Genomic DNA, 26,379 nt, shown 5'->3' with positions numbered 1-26,379 from the left:
CCCGGGAGTCGCACCCGGGTCCTGACGATTGGAGTTTGGATACGAAACCGTGACCAAAAGGGCAATGCGTCAGACAGATTTTCTCCGACCCATTGCCCAAAACCTGTCTTGCCGCTTAGCTAACAAGCGAAAAGGAGACACTGTGGCCGTCATTTCCCCCCATATCCTGAGCCTTTCGTGGAGATTCACGGCACAGCTGGTCGGACGACTGGCAAATGCCAATATCGGGCTGATCGCGGCGGGCGTGGCCTTCTATGCGATGTTCGCAGTCTTTCCGGGTGTGTCGGCCACCATTGCGATCTGGACCGCCTTCGCCGATGCCAACACCATCCGCACCTATCTGGCGGTGGCCGATAATTTCATTCCGCCGCAGGCATGGAACCTGCTTTACGCACAAATCCAGAGCTGGCTGATCTCGACCAATTCCTCCATCGGCTGGGGCACGATCGTCTCACTGGCCATCACGCTGTTTTCGGCACGCGCAGGCGTGGGCGCATTGGTGCTCGGACTGAACGTGATCCACGGGGTAAAGCCGCGCAATACGATCTGGAGCCTGTTCTTCGCCTATTTCATGACGATGGCGCTGGTCGCGGTGATGATCGTGGCGCTGGCCACCATTGTGGCCGTGCCGGTCTTTCTCAACGTCCTGCCCTTCCACAGCAATCCGGCGCTGATGGCGCTGACCAACCTGATGCTCTCCGGCTTGCCCTGGGCTGCGATGTTCCTTCTGATGCTGACGGTGCTGGGCATTCTTTACCGCTACGGCCCGCGCAAAATGGGCCGCCCGCGCGAGAAGCTGTTTACGCTGGGCGCGGTGATCGCCACGCTGGTCTGGGGAGCGGCCAGCTACGGGCTGACCTTCTATCTCAGCAATTTCGCCAGCTATTCCAAACTGTATGGCTCCATTGGGGCGGTCATTGCGCTTTTGCTGTGGCTCTATCTCTCGGCCTTCGCGATCCTGTTCGGCGCCGCCTTCAATGCCGAATTGCGCAAGGAGCGCACCGGCTCTACCAAACCGCTACCCGAACAGACGGAATGAAAAAGGGGCCCGAAGGCCCCTTTTCAGTAGTCTTTCTCCAGATAGACGCCGATCCCGCTATCGCCATCCGACCCGACCGAACCTTTGGCCGTGATGGTTTTGGTCAGATCGAGATTGAGATTGATCTCGGTCTGGCCCGAAGAGCCCAGCTCGACATCGGTGTAGATCTTGTCCGAGATATATTTGCCGGCGGTCACGGTGGCATTGCCATCGCTATCGGTGCCGACATCCAGATCATCGAGCCCCGTGCTATTGCGCAGCTTGGACATGATCCCGTTATCGTTGCGTCCGGCCAGCGTCGCCACAGCGGACGCAAGCTCTGCCGCCTGCAGCGCCGAGATATTGTTCAGCCCCTGCCCGAACAGCAGCTGTGCCAGCACCTCTTCCTGCGGCAGCTCCGGCGAAGAGGTCACATCCAGATCGGGCGAGGTCGCCTCCCCCGAGATCCCCAGCGTGATCGCGTAGTCATTCTTCGTCGTGGTCGCCGAGAAATCGATATAGGGCACAAACTCGCCCTGCAGCGCGATGGAGCCGTTATCGAGCGTGAAGCGCTGATTGAGCACATCAAGCCGCCCGCGCACCAGCTCGAAACTGCCGATCGGGATAACATTGGCCGTGGTGCCGGTAATCCGCAGCTGGCCACCCAGTTCGGCATCGAGCCCGCGTCCGCGCACGAACAGCTGGTTGGGCGCCGAGATGGTAATATCGAGCGGGAAGGCCACCGAAGACCCTCCCGAGCTCTCGCTTTCGGTCTCGAGCACACCCGCCTTGGCCCGCGTGGCGCGCGAGGCCGCGGATTCCGCCACATGGGTGATATCGGGAATGGATTCCACCCCGCCAAGGCCGGTCGAGGGCACGCGGATCTCGGTATCCGAGAGCGCGAGCTTGCCCGCGATCTTCGCCCCGCCGGTCAGCGCGCCATTGATCCCCAGCTGCCCCGTGACACGGGTGTCATAGAGGTTCGGGTCACGGAAGCGCGCGCGGTCCAGCGCAATGGTCAGATCGCTATTATAGGGCGCCGAAAGCGTGATCGGGCCCGACACTTTCACCGTGCCACCTTCCTGGAAATTGGCGCTGGTGGTCAGGTTTACGCGGCCATTGCCCAGCTGGGCATCCACATTGATCCCTTCCAGCGACAGCGACAGCGTCGGCGCACTGAACCGCAGCCCCTGCCCCGAGACGGTGCCCGACAGCGAATTGAGCGCCAGTGGCCCGTTCAGGTCCAGATCGAAGCGCAGCGGCCCCTCGACCGAGCGCGGCGAGATAAACGCATTGGCCAGCGCCGATTGCGTGCCGCCCTTCACCGCCAGATTGGCCGTGCCGAAATCGGACGCCAGCGTGCCGGTGACCGTGGCATCGGTGTTGCCCGGTCCATTCGCCGAGATATTCACACCATACTGGCTGCCATTATCGGTCACCTGCCCCTTCACCGTCAGTGGACCGGGGAAACCCGGTGCCAGAAGGGCGGTATTGGCCAGCCGCGCATTCAGATCGATCTTGCGCGCGCCCGAGGTCACCGTGCCGCTGGCATCGGCGCTCAGCTGCGGGTTCGAAAGGGTGAATTTCTGCAGCTCGATATCCGTGCCGTTCTGCAGGACCGCCAGTTCCAGCGCGGAATTGCCCGCCAGAAGCTTATCGGCCTGAGACTGACCCACCGCCACATTGGCGGCATTGGCCTTGAGCGTGATCAGGCGGCCATCCGCGCGCTCCTTCACCGCTGCATCGGCGGTGATCTTGCCGCGGTAAGGCGCGCCCAGCCCCGACAGATCGCTCGTCAGGTTCACATCGATCTCTCCCTGCCCGTCCTTCAGCGCGCCGGAGCCCGTGGCCTTCAGATTGGGGTTCGAGATATTGAACTGATCGAGCGAGATATCGCCATCTTTCTCCAGCGCATTCAGGTCGATTACCGTTTTGCCCTGCAGGAATTTGTTCAGCTGCGGCTGGCCCACGGCCACGCCGTTGCCGGTGGCATTAAGCACCACGCGGCGGCCCTCTCCGCCTTCGGTATAATGCGCGTTCAGATCGACCGCACCACCATAGCCCGCGCCCAGCACGTTCAGATTGGCCGAAGCCGTGGCCGTGACATCCGCATTGCCGGTGGCAAGCGACCCCGAGGCCTTGGCCGTCAGCGCCCTGGCATCCGCCGAGAAGTTGCGCAGCACAAGGCCGTTCTCGTCGCGCTTGGCCGAGATCACGATCTTCGACTGGCCCGCGAGTGCGGCATCCGCCTGCGGTTGACCGATGGCAATATTCTGGCCCGTCACATCCACATCGGCGTCAAAGGCGCCACTGAGCACCGTGAAGCTGCCCTTCACCGCCCCGAGGATGGAGCCCGAAAGATCGCGCCCCGAGATCTGCGCCAGACGCGCCAGATTGTCATGGCGGATCTGCGCATCTGTGGTGATCACCAGACCATCGGTCGGGTTCTCGAAGGAGACATCCCCCTCCAGCCCGTAATCGCGCCCCGCCACCCGCAGGGTGGTCAGTTTGATCGGGCTGCCCTTGGTCCATGCAAAATCGGTGCGCCCCGTCAGAGCAGGCCCCACCGCCTCGGCCAACGCCGGATCGCCCATCGCGATGCCTTGCGTGTCAAAGGTCACATTGCCCGCCACAGCCGGTGCATCCGCATCCTGCGTGATCGTGCCCGCGCCGTCCAGGTTCACCTTATCCAGCGAGACGGTCGGGCTTTTCAGCGCATCGACAAGCCCCGTCAGGGTCCAGTTATCGCCATCGGCCTTGTCATAGCTGAGTTTCAACGAGGCATCCTGCAGCGTGGTCTGGGCGCCTGTCACCGGCAGCACGACCGGCTCGCCGGTATCAAGCCCCAGATTGAGATCCAGATCGAAGCGGTCCGGCAAGCCGCCCGCCGCCAGCGCCAGCGAGCCCTTCACATCCACGGCCTGCGCATCGAGCGATAGCTGGTTGATATCGGTCTCGCCCGAGGCTTTGGACACGCCCTCCACATCCAGCGAGATATTCTTGCCGAAGAAGTCGTGGTATTCGGGCTCCAGCATCGGGGTCACGTCGCCCGACAGCGTCGCCTTGAAGGTCTTGTCGGTGCCATCATCGCCTTGGGTCTGGCCCAGCACCACCTTGCCCGTCAGACGCTGCTGACCATCGGTCGAAAGCGCCATATCGGCCGAGAAATCGCTCAGCGGGCCATCGCCCGAGACCGCCAGCGTCACCGCAGGCGCCCCCGGCAGGCCCAGTTTCTTCGACACGAGCCCGCCCTTGCCTTCCTTGGTCAGGAGGTCCAGCGACAGGGTCTGATCACTATTCGAATAGGCGGCATTGAGCGAGAACTGACCCTCGACATCATCGGTGCGGTCAACCGTCAGCTTGGCCTTGCCGGAGCCATCCGCCAGCCCGAGCGATCCGTTGACCTTGAAGGTGATCGGCTCGCCCAGAATTGCCTCGCCCAGCTTCACCTCGCCCACATCCAGCTTGTCGACATTCAGCGACACCGGAAGATCGGGCAGCGAGAAGGGCTTGGCCTCGGCATCGGGCACCTCGACGCCTTTCTGAGCAGCAGGCAGGCGGGTCAGCTCGATCGAGCTTGCCGACAGCTCCTTGATGTCGATATTGCCGCGCAGAATGGCCGAGCGGTTCCACGAAAGCCCCGCATTGTTAATCACGAGCCACGGACCCTGATCATCGGAAATCGTCAGCTTGTCGAAAGTCGCGCGCGAGGACAGTGCCCCCTTGAACCCGTCCAGACGGATCGTGCGCCCCTCGCCCGAGAGCTTGTCCTCGATCAGGCCGGTCAGATAGGAGCGGTCACGCTTGGACTCATCAGACGTGTCACTACCGGTGGTCTTGACGGTGGTGCCATCCTCGGTCTGGGTGGTCGTGGACTGACCATCCGCCGATTGGGTGGTCGTCGTATCCTGCGCAAAGCCCATAAGCGGCCAGAGCGCGACCAGTGCGATTGCAAGTTTCTTCATCATCAGAATGCCTGCCCCAAACCGACGTAAAGCTGCACGCCCTCGCCCGTATCCCCATCAACCGGTGCGGCCACATCCAGACGGATCGGACCGATGCCGGTCTTGTAGCGCAGGCCCAGACCTGCGCCGGATTGCCAGTCTCCCGTGCCGTCATCACCGACCCAGCCCATGTCATAGAAGGCCACCGCCCCGATGCTTTCGGTAATACCCATGCGGAATTCGCCCGAAAGCCCCGCAAATTCGGTGCCACCGGTCTTGAGCGTGCCGTCTTCGAGCTTGGTGACGCCCAATGACTGGTAGGGTTGGCCGCGCACGGTGCCGCCACCGCCCGAGTAGAACAGATAATCACGCGGAGTCTCTTCGAGCGAGGACCCCACAACGATGCCGTATTGTGCCCGTCCAGCAAGCACGAAACGGTCATCGGCGCCAAAGCCGAAATAGCCGCGCAGGTCACCGGTGGATTGCAGACCGGTGCCCGTCGAGGAGTTGAGGCCCACGAAAGGCGTCAGCCCGATCTTGGCGTAATATCCTTTGGTCGCGTCGGTCGAGCTGTCGCGCTTGTCGATGGTCAGCGTGCCGGGAGCAGAGATCTGGCTGAAATAGGTATCGCCCACATCATCGGTCACCTGCGACCAGTTATAGGCCAAGCCCAGTTCGCCAGTGATATCCTCGTTGAAATAGCGCGTCAGACCCGCGCCGATCTCGAAGGCGTTCTCGTCGTAATCATCGGTTGATTCACGGGAAACAGAGGTCTCGGCATAGGCCGAGGTATCGGGTGAGAAGGTCGCCGGACGGTCGATGCGCACGCCGAGGCTGTAATCCGCGCCACCATCCGAACCACCGATCCCGGAGACATCCGCATCCACCCGCAGCCGCTCGGCCCCGCCAAAGAGGTTGCGGTGCAGCCAGTAGCCCGAGAGCGTCAGCCCGTCCACGGTCTGGTATTCGACACCCGCCCCCAGACGGCGGCGCTTATCCTCGACCACGCCGAGCGTATAATCGAGCGAGTCGTCAGGATTGAGAGCATCGGCCTCGGTCAAGGTCATCGAGCTGAAGACACTGGCGCGGCGGAGGCGGGTGCGCACCAGCTCCAGCTCGTCGGGATCGAAGACCTGTCCTTTGGGGAAGCCCGCGATTGCACGGATCCGTTCCTCGCGCATGCGCTTGTAACCGGTGATCGTCAGGTTACCGAAACTGACCTTCGGGCCCGGATCTAGGCGTATATCGGTGGCCAGCGTGTCGCTGCGATGGTCGGCGGTGATCTTCTGGGACGCCACATCGGCCTTGGCATGGCCCTGCGCCTCCCAGCCAGTGACGGCGGTCTGCGCGGCAGACCGGATCACGCTGGTGCGCGCGGTCTGCCCCGCCTTGAAACCGTCAGGCAATTCGGTCTTGGGCGCAAGCGGCGCGATATCGGCCTGCGAGAAGGTGAATTTCGGGCCGGGATCGACCGTAATCTGGATCGAGGAAATGGTCGAAGGCGCATCGAGCGGGGCGATGCTCGCGGCTTCCTTGCCATTCACCAGAATCGAGATCGTGGGCGAATAATATCCCTCATCATAAAGCGCGGCGAGAATACGGGCATAATCGGCGCGGGCCGAGCCAAAGAGATCCTGCGCATCGGGCGCATCGTCCCCTGTCTTATCCTCGGCGCTGACCACGAGCGAGGCGCCCTTCAGCGCCTCTGTCAGATCCTCGTCGCCGCCGGCAACCTGAAATTGAAGATTGCCCTGCGCCAATGCCGCCCCTCCGATTACGGAAAGCACGACCCCTGCCAGACCTAATTTTGTGACGCGCACCTGACTGCCCCTTTTCGCGGTATTTTGCGAAACAGTTGCAGCTATCGGAAGATTTTTCCAGTCCGGCGGCGACAATTTGCGGGGAATATTGCCGAGATCAACAAATGTGATCCGGTCGACGCGGCTCTCAGCCGAGGCTTTTGAAAATCCGGTCTTTATGACCCGTCATATAGATCGATAGCCAGCGCGAGAAACGATGGGGATGCCGGTCGACCTCGGCGGCCAGATCATGCAGATCGACCCATTTGACCTCGGCCACCTCTTCGGGCGCAGGGCTCACCGCCAGATCGCGGGGCGCATCGGCCAGAAACACATCCACCACCTCGTGCTCGATCAGCCCGCCCCCCACATCCGCGCGGTATTCCAGCCGGTCGGCATGGCTCGGGTAGAGCCCCGTGATCCCCAGCTCCTGACGCATACGACGGATGGCGCAGTCATGCTGCGCCTCGTCCCAATGGGGATGGGTGCAGCAGCTATTGGCCCAAAGACCCGCCGAGTGGTATTTGCCCTCGGCGCGTTTCTGGATAAGCACCTCGCGCCCCGACATCACGAAAACCGAAACAGCCTTGTGCCGCAGCCCGAGACGATGCGCCTCGAGCTTGTCGACGGGGGTCAGCTCCTCGCCGACCCAGGCAGGGATAAGATCGGTCATCGCACACTCCTCAATAGCGAACGCCGCTGCAAGAGATGCTTGCAGCGGCGTCAAAAGTCACGGGGGCAGATCGTCGCGGGAGACAGATTGTCGCGGGGGCAGCCTGTCTCAGGCCGCGCCCACGCCTACCCCGTCAGGCTTAGTTGGCGGTTTCGCCGGAAGCGGCCTGAACCTCGGCGCGGCGCGCCAGTTCGGAGCGGTAAAGCTGCACGAAATCAACCATTTCGAGGTTGAAGGGCGGGAAGCCGCCATCGCGCGTCACATCCGAGACGATCCGGCGGATGAAGGGGAACAGCTGGCGCGGGCACTCGATCAGCAGGAAGGGGTGCATCTGGTCGGCCGGCACGCCCTCGACATGGAAGATCCCGCCATATTCCAGCTCCAGAAGATAGAGCGGCGTATTGGTGGATTTGTTGTTCGACGTGACCTTGAACTTGCAGATCACCTCGTACTGGTTGTCGGCCTGACGCTTCTTGGCATCAAGGCTGACCTGAACCTGCATCTCGGGCTGGACATCCGCCGAGGTCAGACCTTTCTGGGCGACCATATTCTCGAAGGACATATCCCGCACGAATTGCGCAAGGATCTGCATCTTCAGAGCCTGCTGGGCATCCCCAGCTGCCGGAGCGGCCGCAGTGGTTTCTTCGGTCATATCGTTCTCCAAATCACTTTAACGAAATGTCTAGCACTGGCGCGGCCTTCTCTTCAATGCCGCGTCCAGCCGGAATTCCCCGGACGGGGCGGGTTTTCGGAATCAATTTCTTCAAATTCGCCGTCAATTACGCCCGGCCCCTGTTTAGCGCCGCGATTTTGGGCAGAACCGAAGTCACGCGGATCATCAAAGCCTTGCGACCCCATCCCGCCACCCATCTGGAAGCTCTGCATCTTCACGCGCTTGGCCAGCTGTCCCGTCACCCAGTCACGCACAGCCGGGATCAGTAGCAAGAGACCACAAGCATCCGTGAAGAACCCCGGCGTCAGCAACAGCGCCCCCGCCAGCAGGATCAGCGCACCATGCGCCAAGGGACGGGACGGATCATTCAGCTCCGCCATCGAGCGGCGCAACTCGGCCATGGCCTGGGCCCCTTGCGAGCGCACGAGCGAAGTCCCGATGATCGCCGTCAGCACGACGATGGCGAGCGTTGGCCACAGCCCGATCAGCCCGCCGACCTGAATGAACAGGCCGATCTCGATAATCGGCACCAGCAGAAAGGCCAGAAAGATCCACATGGGTTAGTCCTTGATCCAGTCCATAAAACTGCCATTCCCGCCCTCTTGCCTGCATTAGATCACGGCATGGACTTGAACGGCCTCCTGTCATACATATGTGCCCAAGAGCGAAATACCAAGTCGCCCTCCAGATGCCGTCGCCCAAGGGACCCAGATGAACAACTCAATCATCCAGCTAATCGTTCTTGCAGCTGTCGCGATCTTTTTGATCCTGCGCCTCAAAAGCGTGCTTGGAACCCGCGACGGCTTCGAACGCTCCGCGAAGGACACCGCGCCGGGACCCGAGGAGACGAAACAGAAATTCGAGGTCATTGATGGCGGCCCCGATCTGGACATCACCGACCATGTGCCCGAGGGCTCGTCCTCGGCCAATGCGCTGGCCGCGATGAAACGGCTGGAGCCCAGCTTCGAGGTCGGTGGCTTCCTCAAAGGCGCCCGCGGGGCCTACGAGATGATCCTGATGGCTTTCGAGCGGGGCCAGCTGGACGAGGTCAAACCCTTCCTGTCGCCGCCCGTCTACGAGGCATTCGCAGCAGCCATCGCCGATCGCAAGGCGCGTGGCCTGACGGTCGAGGCCGAATTCATGGGCCTGCGCGAACTGGCTCTGGATGCGGCCACCCTTGATGGCGATAATGATGCCGAACTGACCGTGCGCTTTGTGGGCGAGCTGGTCTCGGTCTCGCGCGATGCGCAGGGCAACGTGGTCGAAGGCGACCCGCGCACGGCCCGCAAACAGCGCGATGTCTGGACCTTTGCCCGCAAGATGGGCGCAGCCGACCCGAACTGGGTGCTCGTGGCCACGGGCGGCTAAGATGGCCCGCGCCTGCATATCTCCGCTCTACGCCGCCACAGGGGCGGCGTTTTGCATCGCCCTCCAGACAAGGCGGGGCTGAGGCGGATGGCGCGCAAACGCAAACTCAGCGAGGAGGAGCGCGAGCTCTGGGACCGCGTGGCACGCACCACGCGGCTTTTTCATGGCACACGCAAACCCGAGCAGCCGGATGAGGAGGCGCTGGCCAAACCGCCGACGCCCCTCGAGAAGCCCCTCCCCGATCCGCCTAAAGCTGATCTGGGCAAGTTGCGGCTGGGCGGCGCGACCCCGCGGACGGGGTGGTACCATACCCCGCCCAAACCGATCGCTGAAAGCCTCAGGACCCAGCCCCTGCGCATGGACCACAAGGCCCATAAGCAGATGACCCGCGGCAAGCTGGTGCCCGATGCCCGTATCGACCTGCACGGGATGACACAGGCGGAAGCCCATCCCGAGCTGATCAGCTTCATCCTGCGGGCGCAGGATCACGGGCACCGGCTGGTTCTGGTGATCACCGGCAAGGGCAAGATCATGGAGGATTGGGATCCGATCCCGACCCGTCGCGGTGTTCTGCGCCATCAGGTGCCGCAATGGCTACGTCTGCCGCCGCTCGGCCCCGTGGTGATGCAGGTGTCACAGGCCCATCAGCGCCATGGCGGCGAAGGGGCCTATTACGTCTATCTTCGCAAACTGCGCGGATAATCCGGTTGCAGCCGAGGCTCCAGCATCACGAAGGAAGCCGGCGAGATTTCCCGCAAGAGTTTGCGCGTCATCGCCTCCTGATAATCCTGATAGCTTTGCGCCACTTCCACAAAGGCCGCAGGTCCGTGAAGCACCTGCGCCTCGAAATAGGGGATCGGCGAGGGTAATTCTCCCTCGATCACCAACGCATTCACCGTGATCCCCGACATATCGGCCGCGGCATAGGCGCTTTGTGGCGGGAAGCCCGCGTTATTGATGCCATCGCCTGCCACATCGATGATCTTACGATAGCAGTTCTCGGGTGCGCGGTTGAGCGCGATCACGGCCTCGCCCAACGCATAGCCCAGAGCGGTCGGATAATTGCTGACCGGCCTCGGCATGGCCCGCATCCGCTCGGCCGCGCCAATGATCGTATCGGGACTATCCACAAAGACCCAAGGCAGGGTCTCGTAGATCTGGTAGGTCCCGCTCCACTCGAAGCCGTAAAGCCAGATCCCGCCACGATCCTCGATGGCCTGTATTACCTCCGGATTGGCCAGAGCCAAGGCCATTCCGTCTTTTTGTAAAGTATACTCGCGACTGTCGATCGAGGCGGAAATGTCGAGTGCCAGAACCAGTGCCAGATCGCAGCGCGCTTGTGCCTGCAGGGGCAAAAGCCCCAATGCCAAACCAATGGCAACCATCCATCGTTGGAGTCTCATACGCTCTCCTTTCGATTTCCAGCCGCTCGGAACGAGGGGCCTAATCAAAAGGGTCGGCAAGAAAGGTTAATTCAACAATAAGAATTTATCCGACGGTTACAAACCTGTCGTAAATAGGGGCGCAAAGCAGTGCCTTGCGCCCATAAATCAGGCATATGTTACAAAACATACCGACTGAGATCGGAAGATTTGGCCAGAGCCCCCACCTCTTTCTCGACAAAGGCGGCATCGATCTGCACCGTTTCGCCGCCACGATCCGGCGCGGTGAAGGACAGTTCCTCGAACACCCGTTCCATCACGGTATAAAGGCGGCGCGCCCCGATATTCTCGACCGTGGCGTTCACCTCGGCGGCAATTCGGGCCAGAGCGGCGATCCCGTCCTCGGTGAATTCCACCACCACCTCCTCTGTGCCCATCAAGGCGGTATACTGACGGGTCAGCGCATTGTCGGTCTCGGTGAGGATACGGACGAAATCCGCCTCGGTCAGCGCGCGCAGTTCCACACGGATCGGCAGACGGCCCTGCAGCTCGGGCAAAAGGTCCGAAGGCTTGGCGATATGGAAGGCCCCCGAGGCGATGAACAGGATATGGTCGGTCTTCACCGGACCATGTTTGGTCGAGACCGTCGTGCCCTCGATCAGCGGCAGCAGATCCCGCTGCACCCCCTCGCGCGAGACATCGCCGCCACGAGTTTCCTGCCGCGCGCAGACCTTGTCGATCTCGTCGATGAACACAATCCCGCCATGCTGCACGGCCTCCAACGCGGCCTCCTTGACCTTCTCGTCATCCAGCAGCTTGTCGGCCTCCTCGGCAATCAGAAGTTCATAGCTTTCCTTCACCGTGACCTTGCGACGCTGCTTCCGGCCTGACCCGAACGCCTTGAACAGTTCCTGCAGCCCCTGCATCTGTTGCTCCATGCCAGGCTGGCCGCCCATCATGCCCAAAGGCATGCCGCCCGTGGGATCGGAGATCTCGATCTCGATTTCCTTATCGTCCAGCATCCCGTCGCGCAGCTTCTTGCGGAACATCTCGCGGGTCGACTCACGGGCGTCGGTGCCGGCAATCGCCTCGATCACGCGCTCTTCGGCGGCTGCGTGGGCGCGGGCCTTGACCTCTTCACGCATATGCTCGCGGGTCTCGACCAATGCCACATCGGTCAGATCGCGGATGATCTGCTCGACATCGCGGCCCACATAGCCCACTTCGGTGAACTTGGTCGCCTCGACCTTCAGGAAGGGCGCCTTGGCCAGTTTCGCCAAGCGACGCGAGATCTCGGTCTTGCCGACGCCGGTCGGGCCGATCATCAGGATGTTCTTGGGATAGACTTCGTCGCGGATGTCATCGGACAGCTTGTGGCGGCGCCAGCGGTTGCGCAGGGCCACAGCTACGGCCTTCTTGGCCTCGGACTGGCCGATGATGAAGCGGTCAAGCTCGGATACGATTTCACGCGGGGTGAGAGTGCTCATGGATTACTCCGTTTTATAGGGCGGCAGGGCTGACTTGCCGGGAAACTCGGGCAGCGCGCGCATCAGCGCGACACGCAGCCCCGTCCACCACGCGCCAAGCGCGGTCAGCACGATGCCGGTAAAGAAGAGAACCGTGGCCGAGACCTCGAACCAGTTATCGGTCGGGGTCTCGGCATCGGTCAGCCAGCTGACCAGAAAGATCAGATAGCCGATGCCCACGGTCAGGAAAGAACGACGGTCGATGATCAGCGCCAGCAGGGCGATCGCGACCAGAGACAGGGCCAGAAGCGCATAGCCCAGCCCCGGCCCCATGCCGATAAAGGTCATCGCCACCGTATTGACGAGCGCGGGGGCTGCACACAGATGCAGCCAGAACCCGCTGGCCGAGGCCCGCCCCAGCCGGTGCGGGTCACGCATATCGAACCACATACCGCCCGCAAAGGCCGCTAGCCCGAAGATCAGCGTGCCAAGCGCCAGCGTCGAATTGCGCAGATCCATCGTCTCGTCAAAGGCGGTGAAGGGCGCAGTGAAGAGATCCTCGGTCGAGCCGAAGAGCACGAAACACCCCGCCAGCCCGCAAAGCGCGATCAGCACCATGGTGAAGGGCAGCCGGAAGCGGCGATACCACGCCGCCAGCGCCCCCGCCATCACCACCGACAGCGTCAGCACGACGGCTTTGGGGCTGGATTGCAGGCTGAACACATGGCCCAGACACCAGATCGCCAGCGGCAGGACCGAGGCGCCATAGGTCAGCACCAGGAGAATCGAGGGCAGCACCATCCGCCGCTTGCGGGTGAAATACTCGGCCAGACCCCATGTGACCACAGCCCAAAGCGAATAGATCATCACCACGCCGGTGGTAAACACCGTCTGCGGATCGGGCAGCAGAACACCTGCGGTCAGCGTCAGCCCGAAGGCCCCCGCAATCAGGATGCCCAGACCCACGGTTACAAAGATCTCGGCAAAGCCACGGAACAGCTCGAACGGCTCGTCCTCGGCAGCGCGGTGACTGGCCCGTGCCGCGGCCAGCGCCTGTACCGAGGCAGCCTGTGCCTCGCTCAGATGGCCCGCCGCGACGGCCGCCCGCAGATCTGCCCACGAGAGATCAGCCAATCGTTTCCACCGTCACATTGCCATTGGTATAGACGCAGATATCGGCGGCAATCGCCATCGCCTTGCGCGCCACGTCCTCGGCATCCAGATCGGTCTCGATCAGGCCGCGGGCCGCCGCCAGCGCATAATTCCCGCCCGAGCCGATCGCCGCGATATTATGTTCGGGCTCGAGCACATCGCCTGCGCCGGTGATGACAAACAGATCGGTGCCATCGGTCACGATCAGCATCGCCTCGAGATTTTTCAGATATTTATCGGTGCGCCAGTCCTTGGCCAGCTCCACACAAGCCCGCGCCAGCTGACCGGGAGCGGCCTCCAGCTTGATCTCGAGACGCTCGAGCAGCGTGAAGGCATCCGCCGTCGAGCCTGCAAATCCCGCCACCACATCATGGCCACCGGGGCTGAGCCTGCGCACCTTGCGCGCCGTGCCCTTGATCACTGTCGGGCCAAGGCTGACCTGACCGTCACCCGCCACCACGACCTTACCACCTTTACGCACACCGATAATTGTTGTGCCGTGCCAGCCTGGGAATTTATCTTCCGACATACAAACCTCCGTTTGACCCTGATATGTAGGCGCAGGAAAACGCTTGCAACCCTACCTTGGCACTTGCCGAAATGGATAAGCGGTGGAAAGCTGATAAAATGGACCAGCATCTTACACTTTACCTTGATCCGCCTGCCCTCGCCCGCCTGAACGCGGGGCAGCACAACTTTTTCCAGCGCGTCATCGGCGCGGTGGAATCCGTCGGATGGACGGTATCGGTCGAGGAAAGCACGCTCAACGCGCGGCTGGAAGCGCCCGAGAAGAAGGGCTATGCGCTCTATCATATGGAAGAGCCCACCCATGACCGGGCGCTGACCTGCCGCCGCAGTTATACCGGTGCCTACTGGCATGTGGAGGCGCAGGCCGCACGCTGGGAATGGCCTGTCGCACACAAGAAATTCCCCGCCCGCAAAATCGACACGCAGGCGGCCAAGACCTTCTACCGCGCCTTGCGCGAGAAGGTGCTGGGCAAGGACAAGGTCACCGATGAGGGCTTCGCGCTGATGCCCCTGCAGGGCCGGCTCTCCGAGCATCGCAGTTTCCAGTCGATGAGCCCCATGGAGATGATCGAGACGGTGATGGTGCGCGTGACCCAGCCGGTAATTGCCACGCTCCATCCGAATGAGGACTATACCCCCGCCGAACGCCAGATGCTGGTGGCGCTGGCCAACCGCTATCCGCATTTCTCGGTGCAGGAAGGCGGCACGCCCGAGTTGCTGCGCCGCTGTTCCTATGTAATCACGCAGAACTCCTCGGTCGCCTTCGAGGGCTATATCCTGCGCAAACCCGCGCTTCTCTTCGCGCAGGTCGACTTCCACCATATCGCGGGCTCCGTGCCACATATGGGGCTTGATGCAGCGCTGGAAATGCTGGCAAAACGCCAGAATTTCGCTAAATACCTGACATGGTTCCTGCGTGATCAGGCGCTCAATGCCGCCCGCCCCGAATTCGAGGCCCGTCTTCTGGCGCATCTGCATGCCAAAGGCTGGCCGGTGCCGGAGGCAGACATCGACATACCCACCCCGATCGCCTCTTGAGGGCACTATATATATGGCCTATCTCCATCCACCCCGACATCACACGGACACTCTCGACCTCGTTTTCAGGCCGATGGGGTTCGAACATCTCGATGCGCTGCACGGCCTCTCGGTCTCTTTGGGCTGGCCACATCGGCGGGCCGATTGGGAGACCAATCTACAGATCGGGCACGGGATTGTGGCGGTCGATGCGCTGGATCGGGTGCATGGTTCGGCAATGTATTTCCCCTATCAGGGCGATCTGACCTCCATCGGGATGGTGATTGCCCATCCCAAACTGGCCCGAACCAGCCTGTTCGGAACGCTGGCGCATGAAATGATCGACCGGAGCACGCGAAGCCGCAGCACCGGAGGCGTTTTTCTCAACGCCTGCAAAAATGATGTCGCCTCCTATCGTGATCTCGGAATGCGGGCGGATCTGCCTGTCTATAAATACGAGGGGATCCTGCCATGCGATTTTTCTATCGCCCGCGAAGTCCGCAAGGCCGAAGCGCAAGATCTGCAGGCCATCTATGCGCTTGACGGAGAAAGCTATGAGGCCGACCGGCGCGCTCTGCTTGCCGTTTTGGCGGATCGTTCGGATTGCTATGTGATCGAGGCGCGCGGACAAATCACGGGGTTTGGCATGCGCAGGCGCTTCGGGCGCGGCACACTTATCGGACCGGTTACCGCCACAGGGAGCCAGGATGCGATCCGACTGACCACCTCGCTCATGGCAGGGCTTGCGGGAAGGTTCGTGCGGCTTGATACCCGCCTTGAAGAGGGCCCCTATACAGAATTTCTGACCGCCCTCGGGCTGAAGGCCACGCCGGATGTCACCACAATGAGCGATGGCCAGCCAAAATTCCACCCGCAGAGCTTTGCGATCTCAAGCCATTCGACCGGCTGAACCGGCATAAAAAAGACGCCCCGGAAGGCGCCTTTTCAGAGCGATATCAAAACGATCAGATCGCGTCGTTGATCCAGTTCTGAAGCGCCGCTTTCGGAGCCGCGCCGATCTTGTTGGAGACGACCTCGCCATCCTTGAACAGGAAGAGCGCCGGAATACCGCGCACGCCAAGAGCGGCGGGGCTTTCGGGGTTCTCGTCGACATTGACCTTTACGATCTTGACCTTACCGGCCATCTCGCCTGCGATCTCTTCGAGCGCCGGGCCGATCTGGCGGCACGGGCCGCACCATTCCGCCCAGAAATCGACGACGACGGGGACGTCGGATTTACGGACTTCGGAATCGAAGGTTGCGTCGGTGACTGCGACTGTTGCCATGGGATTTCTCCTGAATACTAAGTTGATGAGAACGTAGGTATGCGGCCCCGCGCCGTCAAGATGCGCTCTCGGTGCGCAAAGCCGCATCTATCTGTGCGTCCCCCAGCCAGTCGATCCGCGCCTGCGCCGTCCACAGGAGACCGCATTCGATCCGGCGGTCGGGATAGATCTGGCGCAGCATGGCCCGATAGGCCGCCAGCTGGCGGACCAGTCCGAGCGGCGTCTGCGCCACATCGGCAGGCACGATCTGGTTCGATTTGTAATCCAGCACCTGCACGAGATCCGGCCCGACCAGAAGCCGGTCGATAATCCCGTGCATCAGTTCACCGTCCAGCGTGGCCGTCAGCTCCACCTCGGCCAGAGCCTCGGGCGCAAGGAAAGGCTGCATCGCGGGGGAGGCCAGCACTGCGCGGGCCTCGGCCATCAGCGCGGGTAGCTCGGTCTCATGGGCCGCGTCCTCGCCACTCAGCAGCAGATCGCGTGCCCAGTCCTCCCAGTCGGCCTCGGGCCAGTTAGGGAGATGCTCGAGCAACATATGGATCTGGCGCCCGCGCCGTTTGGCCGCCTCCTCGTCGAAGATACCGGGCAGATCGCCCGCCAATGCTTTCGCCCCGCCCAGATCCGAAGGCGTCAGCACCCGCTTCGGGCGCTCGGGGCGCAAGGCGGGCAGACGCGCCCAATCGGGCAGCTCGGGATAAGTCTCGACCACGCGCCCGGCCTTGAACCCCGCCTCGGGCCAGGTGCCATATTGCACGCGGCGGATCTCTCCCAGGCTCTGCAGATCGGGGGAATGGCCCGTGGCGGGGCGGTCCCCTGCCTGCACAAGGCCGGTCGAGATCATCGAATACCAGCTGTCATCGCCCTCGCCGATCTTGCCCTGCGCGGCCACAATCAGCCATTTCTCGGCCCGCGTCATCGCCACATAGAGGAGACGCATCTTCTCCTCGGTCTGGCGCGCGACATTGGCCGCCTGCGCATCCGCCTCCTCGGGAGACCGGTCGGCAGACGGCGCGGCCCATGCCGCCGTGCCATCCTCGAGCCGGTAGATATTGAGCGGCCGTGCCTTGACATGCGGCTTGCCCGTATCGGGCAGGATGACTACCGGCGCCTCGAGCCCTTTGGAGCCATGCACCGTCATCACACGGATCGAGCGCCCCGCCCCGGCCAGCTGGCGTTTGACCTCGACATCATCGGCATCGAGCCACACGAGGAACCCCGTCAGGCTCGGCACCTCGGCCCGCTCGAATGCCAGCGCCTGCGAGATCAGCTCGTCGATCCCGTCCTCGGCCTCGACCCCCAGCCGCGCGATCAGCCGCTCGCGCCCGCCATGGCGGGTCAGGAGCCGCTCAATCAGATCATGCGGACGCAGGAAATCGGCCTGATCGCGCAGATCCTGCAGGATCCTCAGCGTTTCGGGATGGCTTTCGGATTTGCGCAAAGCCTCCCACAGGTAGCCCTTGCGCGGCTGCGCCAGCGTATAGAGATCCTGCTCGCTCCAGCCAAACAGCGGCGATTTCAGCGCCTCGGCCAAGGCCAGATCATCCTCGGCCGTGGCAAGGAAGGCCAGCACCGAGCGGATATCCTTCACCGCCAGCTCCGCCCCCAGCTTCAACCGGTCGGCGCCGGCAATCGCCAGCCCCGCCGCCTTGCACGCGCGGATGATCTCGGAAAAGAGCGCGCCGCGCCGCTGCACCAGAATGAGGATATCGCCCTCATGCAGCGGCCGGCTCTCCTTGCCCTCGGGCAGGCGCACACCCTGATCGATCATCGCGCGGATCTCGGCGGCCACGGTGCGGGCCAGCACCACGGTCGGATCGGTATCGGTGCGCAGGTCAACGGGGTTCTCCCATGTCTCTTCCTGCTCGGTCTCGGTCTTCTCGACCACCGGCCACAGATCTACCCGACCGGGCATCTGGTCGAAAAAGGCGATATGCTCGGGCGCGCCGCCCAGACCCTCATTGGCCTCGCCCAGAAAGGTCACATCGGTCAGGCCCAGCACCGCCGCCGAGGACCGGAAGCTGTGCAGAAGCTGCGCTTCCTGCAAAGGCCGCCCGACGGCTGCGAATTTCTGCGCAAAATGCCGCTGCATCGCCTCGAACGCGCGCAAATCCGCCCCCTGGAAGGAATAGATCGACTGCTTGCGATCGCCCACCACGAAGATCGTGCGCGTCTCGTCGCGCGCGCCCTCGCCTGCGGTAAACTCGTCGGCCAGACGCTCGATGACCTTCCACTGGCTGGGCGAGGTATCCTGCGCCTCGTCCACGAGAATATGGTCGATCCCGCCATCCAGCCGGAACAGCACCCATTGCGCCATGGTGCTATCCGACAACAACCGTCCTGCCCGCTCGATCAGATCGTCGAAATCGAGCCAGCCTCGCGCGGCCTTTGCCGCCTCGAGCTTCGGCAGGAAGACCCGCGCGAAGGTCTGCAACGCCTCGGTGCGGTCGGCGGCTTGCAGCCCCAGACGCAAGGGACGGGCCTGTTCGACCCGCTCCATCAGTTCGTTGAACGGGTCCATCGCCGTCCCCGCCGCCTTCTGTGTCGCCTTGGTGGGGACCGTGCCGATTTTGGCCGAAAACGGCGCCTTGGCCGTGGCCCCCGTCAGGCAGACATCCTCCAGAATGGCCAGCGCCTCCAGATCGGGTGCCGTGATCAGGCCGAGTTTCAGCGCATTTTTCTGATCGGTCGCCGCCCCCTTGGCCATAACCGCCACCAGATCCCGCAGGGTCTTCAGATCATGGGCGTCAAACACCTCGTCCAGCAGCGCCTGAGCGTCGAACCCGGGAGGCAGACCATAAAGCGCAAGGATTTTGTCGCGGGTCAGATCCTGTGCGAACCCGTCCTTGTTGCCCGCGATATTGGCCAGCAGCCCGCCCAGATCATCGGTTGAATAATACCGCACCAGCCCGTCCAGCACAGGGCAATCCTCACCTGTGGCAATCTCCTCGAGGATGGACTGACGCAAGAGATCGCCCGAGCGGTCATCCATCTCCGAGAACCCATGCGGCACCCCCGCCTCAAGCGGGAACCGCCGCAGGAGGGCTGCACAGAAAGAGTGGATGGTCTGGATCTTCAACCCGCCCGGCGTCTCGATCGCTTTGGCAAAGAGCCTGCGCGCCTCGGCCAGACGCTCGGCATCAATGGTGATTTCCTCACCCAGATCAAGAAGTTGCTGGCGTAGCGCGTCATCGGGCAGCATCGCCCATTCGCCCAGACGTTTCAGCAGACGGTTCTGCATCTCGGTTGCCGCCGCCTTGGTATAGGTCAGGCACAGGACCTTCTGCGGCTCGGTCCCGTTCAGCAGGAGCCGCGCGACACGGTCGGTCAGCACCCGCGTCTTGCCAGACCCCGCATTGGCCGAAAGCCATGTGGAGGCCGTGGGCGAGGCCGCGCGGATCTGGCGGAGCGTGGCGTCATTGCGCAAGGGGGTGGTGCTCATGTCAGATCTTCCCCGTCCGGTATCTCGCTCAGCTCCCACTCGCCATAGCGAGAGAGCTGGTCGTAATCGCTGCTATCCTGCGCGCCGTGCATTGCGCGCCGCGCGGTAAAGCCCTGCTCCGGCTTCATGTAAGTGCCCACCAGCTTGCAGAATTTGGCCCATGCCTCTTCCGCCGTCTCGGTCTGAAGCTCACCGCCGCGGGGTTTGAACTCGACTGTCGTGGTATAGGGGGCCGTCTCGCCCTCGCCGCCCAGACGGATATAGGTCATGCCTTCCACCTCGCTCGGGCCGATCTGGCTGAAGGCCCCACGCCTGACCATCGCCGCCTCCAGCAGAAGCTGTTTGTCGAAATGGATCATCTCGCCTGCAGAGGGTAGAACCCCTGATTTATAGTCGTAAATCCGGCTCAACCCGTTTGTCAGAATGTCGATCCGGTCGGGCTTGGCGGTCAGGCGGAACGCGAGGTCGGGCACGGCAAGCCCGCCCTTTTCCTCGATGATCGCGGGTTTGCCCAGCTTGGCGCGCGCCACCTCGTCCGTTGCAAATCGCTGCGCGATCTTGGTGATCCGCGCGAGCCAGAGCCGCTGCACTGAGGGCCATGGCACCGATTGCCCGAGCACCTCCTCGGCGATGCGGATGAGGCGCTGCTCACCCTCTGCCGCCTGCTCGCCCTCGGGGCGCTCCTTCACATAACGCTCGACGATCTCGTGCAGCACATTGCCCCGTTGCAGCGCATCCGGCTCGGGGCGCAGCGGGTTGAGCGGATAAAGCCGCAGCACCTTTCGGGCATAGATCGTATAGGGATCGCGGATCAGCGTCTTCACCTGCGTGACCGACAGATCCTTGGGCCGCGCCTCAATCGGCGGGCGCGGCGAGGGGCGGCGCATGGGCTTGGTCTCGCCCAGCGGACGGTCGAGGCTCGAGGCAAGCCCGAGCCATGTCGCGCCGCGCACGCGCATCTCGACAAGCGCCTCAGGGCCACGCCGGTCGGGCAGGCCCGACATCAGGTTGACCAGCCGGTTTACCCAGCGCGAGGGCACGGTCTCGGCCTCGGCATCGCGTTTCGCGCGCGTCAGGATCACACGCGGGGCACCGACCGCCTGCTGGAAGTCATGTGCCGAAAGACCCGTCTGGCGCTCGGGCAGCAACAGTCCCGCTGCCAGACGCATCTGCCGCGAGAGCCACGGATCGGGATCGGGGGCTTCGGGCCACGAGCCCTCGTTCAGCCCTGCCAGAATGACCTGCTCGGCCCCCTGAACCCGCGCCTCGAGCGCCCCGAAAATGGTGATGTCACGATGGGCAGCAAGACCCGCGCGTGTCATCGACCCCTGCAGCAGGTGATTGACCAGATCGGTATAGGAGGCTGCCGTATAGCTGCCGCCATTCACCGCCTCGCGGGCCAGTTCGGAAAACACCCGCCATGCCTCGCGCCCGCCATCCTGCAGCCAGAGTTCACTCGCCTCGACCGAGCCATCCGGCCCTGTCGCCAGATGCGCCGCAAGGGCCAGATGGTGGCTGACACAGTCACTAAGCGGCTGTTCATAAGGCGACATCAGCATGGGGAAAAACGCGCCCAGCCAGTTCGCCCATGTCAGTTTCTCAACATAGTCGGGTTTATCGGCATATTTCTGTGCCCATGCCACCAACGCCGGATGATCGGGGAACGCCGGCCCGTTGCGGCGCAGATCCAGCTCCAGTTCACGGGTATAGCGAAGATGCGTCCCGCGCATCGTCGAGCCTGTGGCGGTCAGCGGATGTTTGAGCAGGATTAGCAGCCCGTCCAGCGTCAGCGCCTCGCCACGCATCGCCGCCAAATGGCGCAAGAGCCGCCCCGGCGCAGTCTGCTGAAGCGGTTGCCCCGCCGAGTCATCAGGGATGATCCCCCAGCGGTCAAGCGCCACCGCCACCCGCCGGGTCAGCATCCGGTCGGGCGTGATGAGCGCGGTCGGCACCCCACGCTCGGCCGCATCGCGCAAAACCAGCGCGATGGCATTGGCCTCGGCGCGCGGATCACGCGCCTCGATCAGCGTCAGATCCTTGCAGGCGTCCAGCAGATCGGGCAGATCCGCGCCCTCGCGCATCCATTGATCGGTCACCGGTGCGGGGCGCAGCGCCAGCGAGATCAGCGCGTTACGCTCGGGTGAAGGCTCGGAGCGGTCATGCCAGCGGAGCACATCGCCGGGCTCCGCCTCGACCGCATCCAGCATCGCGCGATAGCGGTATTGCGGGTGATCCTCGATCGGGAAACTGCCCGACTTCAGGCTTTTCCACGCATGCTCCGACATCGAGAAATCAAACCCCGGCAGCACCAGCGCGCCTTGGGGAAGCCGTGCAACCGCCTGCATGAACAGCCCCGTGGCCCCGCGCGAGCCGGTCGAACCCGCCACGATGATCGGATCTGTCGGCCCTGCTTCCGCCCAATCCGCGATGATCTGCTCGACCACACGGCGCTGGCGGGCTTCGGCATCGGGGGTTGCGTCAGCCTCGAAATAGCGGGCAACAATGCGAATGAAATCAAGGCTCAACCGCCAGTGTTGCGCATGGGTATCGGCAATCTCCAGCGCCTCGAGATCGTCGGGCGTCACGCCCTCGCTCTGCATCTCGGCCATCAGCGTGGCCAGACTGTCAGCCAGCCCGAAGATCCCGTGCCCCGCCTCGAACCCCGGCAAACGGTCGACCAGCCCCGCGACCAGCTGCGCCAGCTCGAGCCGCCGCCGGAGCGCGGGCTCGGCGGGGGGCAGCCCGCGCATGGGCGCCCGCCCGAGATCGGTCACCAGTTTCAGCTGCGGCAGAAACCGCGCTCCATTTCGGTCGAATTCCTCACGCACACGGCGTAGCATCCGCCCCGAGTTCAGATAGAGCCGCACCCGCGCCATGGCCTCGGGCGGCTGGTCCTGCATCCGCGCGATCAGACCTGCCACCAGCTCGCGGGGAAAATCCACGCCGCAAGGCAGCGCATAGATGCCGCGCTCAATCATCGGCCTGCTCCAGCAGCGCCTCGGCCAGCGGAATGCTTTCGGGACGCCCGACATCACACCAGCCGCCCGGATGGACGAGACCGTACACCCGCCCCTGTGCCAGCATCCTGTCCCAGAGCAGGTTCAGCGAAAACGCGGCTTCAGGAATTTCCGAAAGTTCTGACGGATCGATAAGCTGCGCACCAGTATAGACAAATCCGGGACCACGCGTCAGGCGCCCCTCCGTCAGGGTAAAATCGCCCGCGCCTTTATGACCCGTCGCCCGTTCCGGCGGCACCAGCATCAGCAGCGCTGACATCTTCTTCGGGTCCCATGCTGTGCGCAGGGCCGCGAGCGGATTCGGGCCTGTCCAGATGGCATCGGTATTGAGCGTAAACACAGGCCCCTGCCCCAGAAGCGGAAGCGCCTTGCGCAGCCCGCCACCGGTTTCCAGAATCTCGTCCGTCTCGTCGGAAATCATCACATCGGACCCTGCCAGATGCCGGACGATCTGATCGCCGCGATAATGGATATTGGCGACGCTCCTTCCGATCCCGGCCTCCACGACCAGATCGAGCGCATGATCAATGAGCGGACGCCCCGCCACCTCAACGAGCGGCTTCGGACAATCCGCGGTCAGCGCCCCCATCCGCGTGCCGAAACCGGCGGCAAACAACATCAGACTATCGGGCGTGTCGCACATTGTCGGCGTATCTCCTCGATCAGGGGGACATCGGGGCGCGGCATAGCTGCCATGACCGTTGCGCGCAATTGCGCGAGGGCGGGGTGGGCCAGATTGTGATCGAGATGTCCCCAGACGCGCGGCATGAACTCGAGATAGCGCGGCTTGCCCATTGCCACGCACAGGCGCACAAAAATTCCCAGAATGCGCAACGCACGCTGCGCCCCGAGACAGGCGTAAATGGCGGAAAAATTTGCGTTATCCTGCCCCGTCATGGCGCAATAGCGCGCGATCTGGGCTGTTTCAGTCTGGCGCGAGACATCGCGCCGTGCATCCTGCAGGGCCGAGACGAGATCATAGGCGGGATGGGCCAGGACCGCGTCCTGATAATCCAGAAGTCCGAGCCGGGCGACGCCCTGCCGCGCGGGCAGAAGGAGCGCATTCTCGGCGTGGAAATCCCGGAGCGACACAACACGCTGACCGTCATCCAGCGCCTCGAACGCGCGGGCAATGTCCCCCGAGAGATCCGCCGCCGTCATCGGATACCAGTCCTCGGTCAGCTTCGTCAGCGCGGCAAGCCCGCGGCCATCCAGTTCCGTCAGACCCGCGGGCGGTGTCACCGCACGCAGGGCAACCAGCACATCGGTGATCAGACCGTAAAGCTCGTCCTCGCGGGCGGGGTCGGCGCCAATGAGCCGCGCCACAAGGTCATCCCCCAGATCCTCGAGCAGCAGCAACCCCTGCTCTGGCGCGCGGGCATAGATCTGCGGGACCGAAAACCCCTGCGCCGCCAGCCAGTCGGTCATGCGGAGGAACCGTTGCAACTCGTCTCCCGGCTGGGTGATCATGAGGACGGCGGGGCGCTCTCCCCCGACCCGCTCGTAGCGACGGGCAGAAGCATCGCCGGCAAGCGGCTCGCGCTGCGCACCGCCCCAGCCTGCCTGCGCGAGGAAGCGCTCGATGTCCATCACAGCCCCTCCAGCATATCCGGCAGACGCCGCGCCCATGTCTCGTCGCCGCTGAAGACCACCTGCCGTGCCGCACCATCTTCTGTCAGCGAGAAGGCAAGGTGCAGCGCGGCATGGGGGACCAGATCTCCCAGACGATCGGGCCATTCAACCAGACAGATCGCGTCATGGAAGGCCTCCTCGAGCCCGAGCTCCAGAACGTCATCGGGATGGGAAAGGCGATAGAGATCGCTATGCCAGATCTCGGGCTCGGCCTCATAGACCTGCACGAGAGTAAAGGTCGGCGAGGGCACATCCTCGAACATGCCGAGCCTTTCGAGCCGATACTGGATCAACGCCCGAGAAAAATGGGTTTTCCCTGCCCCGATCTGGCCGTCGAGCAACAGAACATCGCCCGCTTTCAGGAAGGGGGCGATGACGCGGCCAAGTCTGGCGGTGGCATCGGGATCGGCGAGAGGCAGGGTCAGGATAGGAGCGGTCATAGCGCCCGTTCTATCCTGACCGTTCGTCCATGCAAAGGCGCTATTGCGCTGCGAGTTTGCGAAGCGGCTCTACCTCGGCCAGCAGTTCCTTTTCGGCAAAGCTCGCCATAAGGGCTCCGCCCGCCAGTGGCACGAAACGGCAGGCAATTACCCGCCCGTCGCGCAGGGTCACATCCCCCGCCAGCGGCTCGCGCTCGGCCATCGCTCCCAAACGCAGGCGCGCGCGGCTCCAGACCTCGGTCGGCACACAGGCCTCGGCCCATGCGCGCAACGAATCATGCAGACACATCCCTGCCGATTGCGCGGGCCAAAGACGATGATAGGCCGCATTGGCCGAATTCAGCTCGCCCGACGGCAGGAAAACGGCAACGGCTTCCGCGATATTGTCCAGCACCGCGCGATCCATCTCGCGTTCGGTATGGAACTTGCGCGTCAACGTCATCTCGGAGGTGATATCCTCGAAAAGGAAAGCGATCGCCCCGTCGGGATGCGGACGCCCTGTCACGCGATAGGTCTGACCATTGGGCAGGTTCCACGTCTCGGAATGATAACCGGCTGCCGCCTGTTTCTCGAGCGTGGTCATCTGCTCGCGCCAGCTTCGGTAATCCTTCGGTTCGGCCATCATTCGGGTCTCGCGCAGGCGGTCGAGGAAGGCATAGAGCGAGGGACGTTTCGAGAGGAAATCCACCCCGAGGGCGGTCAGATCACTGAGCGCGGGGTTGAAGAGCTGCAACTGGCGCTGACGGTTGAAGATGGCCAGCCCGATCGGCAGATCGGCAAAGGTCTTGGTCAGCGTCTGGACGAAATCGCGCAGTGCTTTTTCAGCATAAACCGTGGCATCCGCCGATTGCGCGAAATGCACCCAGTTGTCCCCCAGATGATAGCTGTAGCAATCAAACCATGTATCGATCCCGTCCTCGTCCTGGAGCATCACGCGGCGCGGCGCATATTCGGTCTGTTCCTGTTCGAGTTTGAACAGCTGCGGGAGTGGCCAGCTGAGCGTAACCTCTTCCTCCGCCAGAGACCCGGCCCGCAGCAGATAGGCTCGGTTGGCCCAGATCGTCTCGCCGGCTGCGCTTTCCTGCCAAACCAGAGAGGGCGACAGATCGAGCGCATGGCGCAGGTTCTCGAGTTCGTCCTCGAGCGCGCGCTGCGATAGCCCGTCCACCAGAAGCCCTTGGCCCTCGGCTTCCGGATCAACCAATGTGATCCGCGTCAAGCCGTTCACATCCTCGGCAATGAGCCGCAACGGCGCCCCGCCATTCGGACCGGGAAAGCCGGAGACCTCGATTCGCCCGATCTCGGCAATACCCGCGAGCCGGTCACGCACCGATTCGAAGCGCGGCGTCAGGAAGGCGATGAGGCGTCCCCAGTCACTCGAGGCCAGAGGGGAGGCTTCCAGAAGAGTCCGTGCCGGAGCGGTCGCATCGACAAGCTCCTCGTCATCGAAGAGCAGGACCGTCTGCTCGATCATCGGCTGGAGGGACCGCGCGTCCTTCTTGCGCTGTCCGGCCTGCAGGCGTGTAAGCAGCAAGATCGCCACCG

The 26,379-nt window shown here is 63.1% G+C and carries 21 protein-coding genes and 1 other annotated feature (1 of these 22 running past the window's edge); of the genes, 5 read left to right on the top strand and 16 right to left on the bottom strand.

Features of this window, described 5'->3' with window-relative positions:
- Nucleotides 1-25, bottom strand: a sequence feature (sul1 is cis-regulatory element that is thought to sense ions involved in sulfur or methionine metabolism; They are found in Alphaproteobacteria); it reaches 33 nt to the left of the window's first position.
- A gap of 117 nt (nucleotides 26-142) precedes the next feature.
- Nucleotides 143-1,039, top strand: a complete 897-nt coding sequence (locus ABEB22_RS06905) for a YihY/virulence factor BrkB family protein (RefSeq protein ID WP_339113607.1) — start codon at nucleotides 143-145, stop codon at nucleotides 1,037-1,039.
- Between the two features lie 23 nt (nucleotides 1,040-1,062).
- Here the strand turns inward: ABEB22_RS06905 and ABEB22_RS06900 are convergent, their stop codons facing one another.
- From ABEB22_RS06900 to ABEB22_RS06880, 5 genes are all read right to left on the bottom strand, one after another.
- Nucleotides 1,063-4,986 carry a translocation/assembly module TamB domain-containing protein gene (locus tag ABEB22_RS06900; protein ID WP_406869926.1) on the bottom strand — a complete coding sequence of 1,308 codons (3,924 nt, stop codon included), beginning with the start codon at nucleotides 4,984-4,986 and terminating at the stop codon, nucleotides 1,063-1,065.
- Nucleotides 4,986-6,782: an autotransporter assembly complex protein TamA gene (locus ABEB22_RS06895; protein ID WP_406869925.1), complete on the bottom strand. Its 1,797-nt coding sequence runs from the start codon at nucleotides 6,780-6,782 to the stop codon at nucleotides 4,986-4,988. Before ABEB22_RS06895 ends, ABEB22_RS06900 begins: the two co-directional genes overlap by 1 nt.
- A gap of 127 nt (nucleotides 6,783-6,909) precedes the next feature.
- Entirely contained in the window at nucleotides 6,910-7,434 is a 525-nt protein-coding gene (locus ABEB22_RS06890) for an NUDIX domain-containing protein (protein ID WP_339113610.1), read from the bottom strand.
- Between the two features lie 139 nt (nucleotides 7,435-7,573).
- Nucleotides 7,574-8,086 carry a protein-export chaperone SecB gene (gene secB / locus ABEB22_RS06885; RefSeq protein ID WP_339113611.1) on the bottom strand — a complete coding sequence of 171 codons (513 nt, stop codon included), beginning with the start codon at nucleotides 8,084-8,086 and terminating at the stop codon, nucleotides 7,574-7,576.
- Nucleotides 8,087-8,139: 53 nt separating this feature from the next.
- Complete coding sequence (locus ABEB22_RS06880) at nucleotides 8,140-8,664, bottom strand: FxsA family protein (RefSeq protein ID WP_350934816.1); 525 nt, start codon at nucleotides 8,662-8,664, stop codon at nucleotides 8,140-8,142.
- Between the two features lie 154 nt (nucleotides 8,665-8,818).
- On the opposite strand from ABEB22_RS06880, the gene ABEB22_RS06875 reads away from it, so the two are divergent.
- On the top strand, nucleotides 8,819-9,475 hold the full coding sequence (locus ABEB22_RS06875) for a Tim44/TimA family putative adaptor protein (RefSeq protein ID WP_406869924.1): 657 nt from the start codon (nucleotides 8,819-8,821) through the stop codon (nucleotides 9,473-9,475).
- 87 nt (nucleotides 9,476-9,562) lie between these two features.
- Nucleotides 9,563-10,177, top strand: coding sequence for a Smr/MutS family protein (locus tag ABEB22_RS06870; RefSeq protein WP_406869923.1), 615 nt, complete (start codon nucleotides 9,563-9,565; stop codon nucleotides 10,175-10,177).
- Here the strand turns inward: ABEB22_RS06870 and ABEB22_RS06865 are convergent.
- The 4 genes from ABEB22_RS06865 to hslV all read right to left on the bottom strand — a co-directional run bounded on the left by ABEB22_RS06865 (nucleotide 10,153) and on the right by hslV (nucleotide 14,004).
- The gene (locus ABEB22_RS06865; RefSeq protein WP_339113615.1) at nucleotides 10,153-10,878 is read right to left on the bottom strand and encodes a DUF1194 domain-containing protein; all 726 of its coding nucleotides are present in this window, start codon (nucleotides 10,876-10,878) and stop codon (nucleotides 10,153-10,155) included. The two genes, ABEB22_RS06870 and ABEB22_RS06865, sit on opposite strands and share 25 nt — an antisense overlap.
- 158 nt (nucleotides 10,879-11,036) lie before the next feature.
- Nucleotides 11,037-12,344 carry an ATP-dependent protease ATPase subunit HslU gene (hslU, locus tag ABEB22_RS06860; RefSeq protein WP_339113616.1) on the bottom strand — a complete coding sequence of 436 codons (1,308 nt, stop codon included), beginning with the start codon at nucleotides 12,342-12,344 and terminating at the stop codon, nucleotides 11,037-11,039.
- Between the two features lie 3 nt (nucleotides 12,345-12,347).
- Nucleotides 12,348-13,457, bottom strand: coding sequence for a hypothetical protein (locus tag ABEB22_RS06855; protein ID WP_350934808.1), 1,110 nt, complete (start codon nucleotides 13,455-13,457; stop codon nucleotides 12,348-12,350).
- Complete coding sequence (gene hslV, locus ABEB22_RS06850) at nucleotides 13,450-14,004, bottom strand: ATP-dependent protease subunit HslV (protein WP_339113618.1); 555 nt, start codon at nucleotides 14,002-14,004, stop codon at nucleotides 13,450-13,452. The genes ABEB22_RS06855 and hslV overlap by 8 nt, the downstream gene beginning before the upstream one ends.
- Nucleotides 14,005-14,102: 98 nt before the next feature.
- Here hslV and ABEB22_RS06845 point away from each other — a divergent pair, with 98 nt between their 5' ends.
- The gene (locus ABEB22_RS06845; protein ID WP_406869922.1) at nucleotides 14,103-15,041 is read left to right on the top strand and encodes a hypothetical protein; all 939 of its coding nucleotides are present in this window, start codon (nucleotides 14,103-14,105) and stop codon (nucleotides 15,039-15,041) included.
- Between the two features lie 73 nt (nucleotides 15,042-15,114).
- Nucleotides 15,115-15,930 (top strand): hypothetical protein, encoded by an 816-nt coding sequence (locus tag ABEB22_RS06840; RefSeq protein ID WP_406869921.1) that lies wholly within the window; start codon nucleotides 15,115-15,117, stop codon nucleotides 15,928-15,930.
- 55 nt (nucleotides 15,931-15,985) lie between these two features.
- Here the strand turns inward: ABEB22_RS06840 and trxA are convergent, their stop codons facing one another.
- The 7 genes from trxA to ABEB22_RS06805 are packed head-to-tail and all read right to left on the bottom strand — an operon-like array spanning nucleotide 15,986 to nucleotide 26,368.
- Nucleotides 15,986-16,306, bottom strand: a complete 321-nt coding sequence (trxA, locus tag ABEB22_RS06835) for a thioredoxin (protein WP_339113621.1) — start codon at nucleotides 16,304-16,306, stop codon at nucleotides 15,986-15,988.
- A 55-nt stretch (nucleotides 16,307-16,361) separates the two neighbouring features.
- Complete coding sequence (gene addA / locus ABEB22_RS06830) at nucleotides 16,362-19,745, bottom strand: double-strand break repair helicase AddA (protein ID WP_406869920.1); 3,384 nt, start codon at nucleotides 19,743-19,745, stop codon at nucleotides 16,362-16,364.
- The gene (gene addB / locus ABEB22_RS06825) at nucleotides 19,742-22,723 is read right to left on the bottom strand and encodes a double-strand break repair protein AddB (RefSeq protein ID WP_406869919.1); all 2,982 of its coding nucleotides are present in this window, start codon (nucleotides 22,721-22,723) and stop codon (nucleotides 19,742-19,744) included. The genes addA and addB overlap by 4 nt, the downstream gene beginning before the upstream one ends.
- On the bottom strand, nucleotides 22,716-23,405 hold the full coding sequence (locus ABEB22_RS06820) for a nucleotidyltransferase family protein (RefSeq protein ID WP_406869918.1): 690 nt from the start codon (nucleotides 23,403-23,405) through the stop codon (nucleotides 22,716-22,718). Before ABEB22_RS06820 ends, addB begins: the two co-directional genes overlap by 8 nt.
- Complete coding sequence (locus ABEB22_RS06815; protein ID WP_406869917.1) at nucleotides 23,381-24,352, bottom strand: aminoglycoside phosphotransferase family protein; 972 nt, start codon at nucleotides 24,350-24,352, stop codon at nucleotides 23,381-23,383. The genes ABEB22_RS06820 and ABEB22_RS06815 overlap by 25 nt, the downstream gene beginning before the upstream one ends.
- On the bottom strand, nucleotides 24,352-24,834 hold the full coding sequence (gene tsaE / locus ABEB22_RS06810) for a tRNA (adenosine(37)-N6)-threonylcarbamoyltransferase complex ATPase subunit type 1 TsaE (RefSeq protein WP_339113626.1): 483 nt from the start codon (nucleotides 24,832-24,834) through the stop codon (nucleotides 24,352-24,354). The genes ABEB22_RS06815 and tsaE overlap by 1 nt, the downstream gene beginning before the upstream one ends.
- Before the next feature lie 40 nt (nucleotides 24,835-24,874).
- Complete coding sequence (locus ABEB22_RS06805; RefSeq protein WP_406869916.1) at nucleotides 24,875-26,368, bottom strand: PAS-domain containing protein; 1,494 nt, start codon at nucleotides 26,366-26,368, stop codon at nucleotides 24,875-24,877.
- Between the last annotated feature and the right edge of the window lie 11 nt (nucleotides 26,369-26,379).

It is taken from the genome of Thioclava sp. 'Guangxiensis' (genome assembly GCF_045348365.1).
In the GTDB taxonomy this organism is placed as follows: Bacteria; Pseudomonadota; Alphaproteobacteria; order Rhodobacterales; family Rhodobacteraceae; genus Thioclava; species Thioclava kandeliae.
The sequence above is the reverse complement of the archived record's forward strand: the minus strand, read 5'-3'. Positions and strand labels throughout refer to the sequence as shown.